Here is a 3665-nt window from a genome sequence, read left to right as displayed (position 1 = left end):
TTGTTTAATAAAGAATCAGAGCGAAAGGTTCCCCCGTTCAGGAGGAAAATTATACGAAATTGACTTTCGTAACGTGGTGTTTGAGACCTAGCTCTTCAGCACTGCAGCCAAGAGCTAAACCTACCATCTGTTGCATATGAAGAACCGGAAGTGAAACGTCACGGCCGATCGCAACAGAAGCATGATGCGTTTGCGTATCGAGTTTAAGATGGCAAAGTGGGCATGGTGTCACCATCCAGTCGGCATTCGCATCCATTGCACCTGCTACGGCATTACCGGTAAGAATCGCTGCGGTACGCGGTGCTTGAAGCTCTGCATGGAAACCGCAGCATTTGTTTTTTTCTTCGTAATCGACGCTTACACCGCCGCACGCAACGATTAAATCATCGAGCGATGTCGGTCGGTAAGCGCTTTCCGGACTTTTATGTGTTTCATTTTGAAGTTCTGATGGACGGATATTGTGGCATCCATAGAACGGTGCGATGTTGAATTGGCTCAGAGGGGTCGTGACCATCTCTTTGATTTTGTCCAAGCCGAAATCATCGATAATCGCGTACAAGAAATGGGTGATTTGGGATGTCCCTTTGTACTCAAGTCCCACTTCAGCGAGTTTTGCGTTGACTTTGGCTTTCAATTCCGCGTTGTGATCAAGACGGTGTTTGGTCATCGCCGTGTTGAGCTGACACGTATTACAGATCGTAACCATGGTAAGACCGTGTTTTTCAGCATAGGCGATATTGCGCGCATTCAATACGAGTGAAAGAAAATCATCATAGTCTTGGAGATGTGAAGCACCGCAGCATGATGCTTCGGTGAGTTCTACAAGCTCAATTCCCAATTTTTTGGCGACAGCTAAGGTCGACATCATTTGTTCCGGTGTGCTCTCTTTTGCCGTACAGCCAGTAAAAAGTGCGTATTTTAATTTTTCCATTGAGTACTCCCTAGAACTTTACTGTTGATGAAGATTTGACTAATTTTTTGATCTCATCAAGTTTATCGGCTTTTGGCATATTCCACGGCAATACGATTTTACCTTTGGCAAACATTTTCATTGCGACAGGAACGTGTTTGAGAACACCGATATTCCCCTCAGAGTAACGTACGAGTTCACCCTCATCGAGTAGACCGTGTTTTTCGATTGAGTGGGCAAAACCGACGGCATGGCGTGTAGCGACGTTGTCTTTGGCGATTCCCGCTTCGAATACCATGTTGTGGAGTTTGGTGATTTTTTCGATCGGATTGACCTCTTTTGGACAAACTTCCGCACACTCCATACATTTGACACAATCCCAAACCCCTTGTGCCTCTTCGTTGACAACGTGCAAACGCTCAATGGCTGCATCATCACGAACATCGGCAGAGAATCGGTACGCCGCAGCAAACGCCGCCGGTCCGAAGTACTCATCATTGACAGCCAGTGAAGGGCATGAGTAGTGACATGCACCGCATTGGATACAATAATCGGCTTCGAGAAGCTTTTCAGCATCATGCGGACTGACAAGATGTTCTTGTTCTGGGTGCTCTTCGATTTCGCTAACGAGATACGGTTTGACTGCCGCATGTTTGTCCCAGAAATCTTTTTTATCGATGATCAAGTCTTTGATGGCACGCTTGGTGCTGAGAGGCTCGATTATGATCTCGCTTCCGAATGTTTCGACAAGGTCGAATAAACGGGTTTTACATGCCAAAATCGCTTTGCCGTTTGTTTTGATCGCACAGACACCGCAAATACCGTGACGGCAGCTACGGCGGTAGGAAAGGGTACCGTCATGATCCCATTTGATACGGTTGAGGATGTCTAAGACAACCTCTTCGTGCGTTACGTCTAAAACATACGTGTTGTAGTAAGGGAGGTAATCGGTCTCTTCGTTGAAACGGAAAACTTTGAACGTCACTTGTTGAGTTTTAATAGTATCCATGGCGTTCTCCTTAATATGATCGTGCTTTGAGTTCATGGCGACCGAGGGTCACGTCCATGTAATCCAACGTAATGTTACCTTCAGCATCCATATACGCCATTGTGTGTTTCAAGAAATTTTCGTCATCACGTGTCGGGAAATCTTCTCGGTAGTGTGCTCCGCGACTCTCTTTGCGCTCCAGCGCACTGGCGACGATAAAGAGCGAATAGTCGAGCATATGGCCGAATTCGATTGCCTCTTGAAGCTCGGTATTGAAAATTTTTGATTGATCGGAAATGCGGATATTTTTATATCGGTTGCGCAAATCGCTCAAAATTTCCATTTGTTTTTGCAACGTTTCTGCCGTACGGAAAACACCTGCGTTATCGGTCATCGATTGTTGAAGTTCTTCGCGAAGTTGAGATACCGATTCTTGACCGTTATTGGTGAGTACCCAGTTGATCTCATCGATCATTCGCTGTGCATCTTCCTCGGTTGCATGGTGAAGCGGAATCGAATCGACTTCCTCTACCATGGTTTTACCAACAAAGCGCCCGAAAAGGAGTGCTTCAAGAACAGAGTTTGCTCCGAGTCGGTTTGCTCCGTGAACACTTGAACACGAACACTCACCTGCTGCGTAGAACCCTTCGACGAATTCGGTATTGTTTTTACGAACGTGACCGTGTTTGTCCATCGGGATACCGCCCATCGAATAGTGAGCCGTTGCCGAGATCAAAATCGGTTCTTTAATCATATCAAGACCAAGGAAGGTGATCGCAAGGTCACGAAGCTCTGGGAGACGCTCCATGATTTTCTCTTTGCCAAGATGAACGAGATCGATGTACACAGCATCTTTACGAGGTCCGACACCACGTCCTTCACGGATCTCTTGGATAATTGCGCGGGCAACAACGTCACGAGATGCAAGCTCCATAGCGTTCGGCGCGTATTTTTCCATAAAACGCTCACCGAGTGAGTTGAGAAGTTTCCCACCTTCACCACGAGCCGCTTCGGAGATCAAAACACCGTTTCCGGAGAGCCCTGATGGATGGAACTGTACAAACTCCATATCTTCGAGCGGAAGACCATGCCGTGCTACGAGTGAGAGACCATCTCCGGTATTGGCGTGAGCGTTGGAATTGATTTTGAACGCACGTGCGTAACCGCCGGTAGCGAACATAACCGCTTTTGCATTGAAGATTGCTTTTTCAGAGTTGCGGATATTATAGGCGGCAACACCGTAGACTTTTCCATCGTTATACAACAAATCGGCTACATACCACTCATCCCAGAACTCGACACCCTCACGGAACGCTTGTTCGTAAATGGTTTGAAGGAGGGTAAGTCCCGTGCGGTCTTTTGCAAAACAGGCGCGTGGAGAAGATTGTCCGCCGAATGGGCGTTGTGCAATGGTTCCGTCTTCGTTACGGCTAAATGCGGCACCCATACGCTCTGCCCAACGGATGGTCTCAGGAGCTTTTTCACACATAAACTGTACAACGTCTTGGTCTGCAAGATAATCAGACCCTTTGACAGTATCAAACTCATGGAGCTCGACGCTATCAGCATCGCTGAATGCCGCATTAATTCCCCCCTGCGCTGCACCGGAGTGAGAACGCAACGGGTGAAGTTTTGTGATAACGGCAACTTTTTTGCCGGCTTTTTGCAGTTCGCGAGCGGCTGCACATCCAGCTAACCCAGCTCCGACAATAACCGCATCATAAGTATAAATGGGAATACTCATACGCCTTCCTTGTTGATAAAATC

Annotated in this window: 3 protein-coding genes; all 3 read right to left on the bottom strand. The window is 47.3% G+C overall.

Annotation, left to right across the window (positions count from 1 at the left end; all coding sequences use genetic code 11):
* Positions 1-49: 49 nt before the first annotated feature.
* From JHC35_RS08910 to sdhA, 3 genes are read right to left on the bottom strand one after another with little or no spacing between them, the layout of a single operon-like run.
* Positions 50-931: a CoB--CoM heterodisulfide reductase iron-sulfur subunit B family protein gene (locus tag JHC35_RS08910; RefSeq protein ID WP_295044412.1), complete on the bottom strand. Its 882-nt coding sequence runs from the start codon at positions 929-931 to the stop codon at positions 50-52.
* Between the two features lie 10 nt (positions 932-941).
* Complete coding sequence (gene sdhB, locus JHC35_RS08905; RefSeq protein WP_295044409.1) at positions 942-1919, bottom strand: succinate dehydrogenase iron-sulfur subunit; 978 nt, start codon at positions 1917-1919, stop codon at positions 942-944.
* Positions 1920-1929: 10 nt separating this feature from the next.
* Entirely contained in the window at positions 1930-3642 is a 1713-nt protein-coding gene (gene sdhA / locus JHC35_RS08900) for a succinate dehydrogenase flavoprotein subunit (protein ID WP_295044407.1), read from the bottom strand.
* Positions 3643-3665 lie beyond the last annotated feature (23 nt).

The sequence above is a fragment of the Sulfuricurvum sp. genome, assembly GCF_022759005.1.
Classification (GTDB): Bacteria; Campylobacterota; Campylobacteria; order Campylobacterales; family Sulfurimonadaceae; genus Sulfuricurvum.
Note: the sequence above shows the minus strand (reverse complement) of the source record. Positions and strands in the feature narration are given on the sequence as shown.

Coding starts and splice junctions, on each gene's coding strand:
- JHC35_RS08910 (WP_295044412.1), bottom strand. CDS start 931: ATGGAAAAATTAAAATACGCACTTTTTACTGGCTGTACGGCAAAAGAG.
- sdhB (WP_295044409.1), bottom strand. CDS start 1,919: ATGGATACTATTAAAACTCAACAAGTGACGTTCAAAGTTTTCCGTTTC.
- sdhA (WP_295044407.1), bottom strand. CDS start 3,642: ATGAGTATTCCCATTTATACTTATGATGCGGTTATTGTCGGAGCTGGG.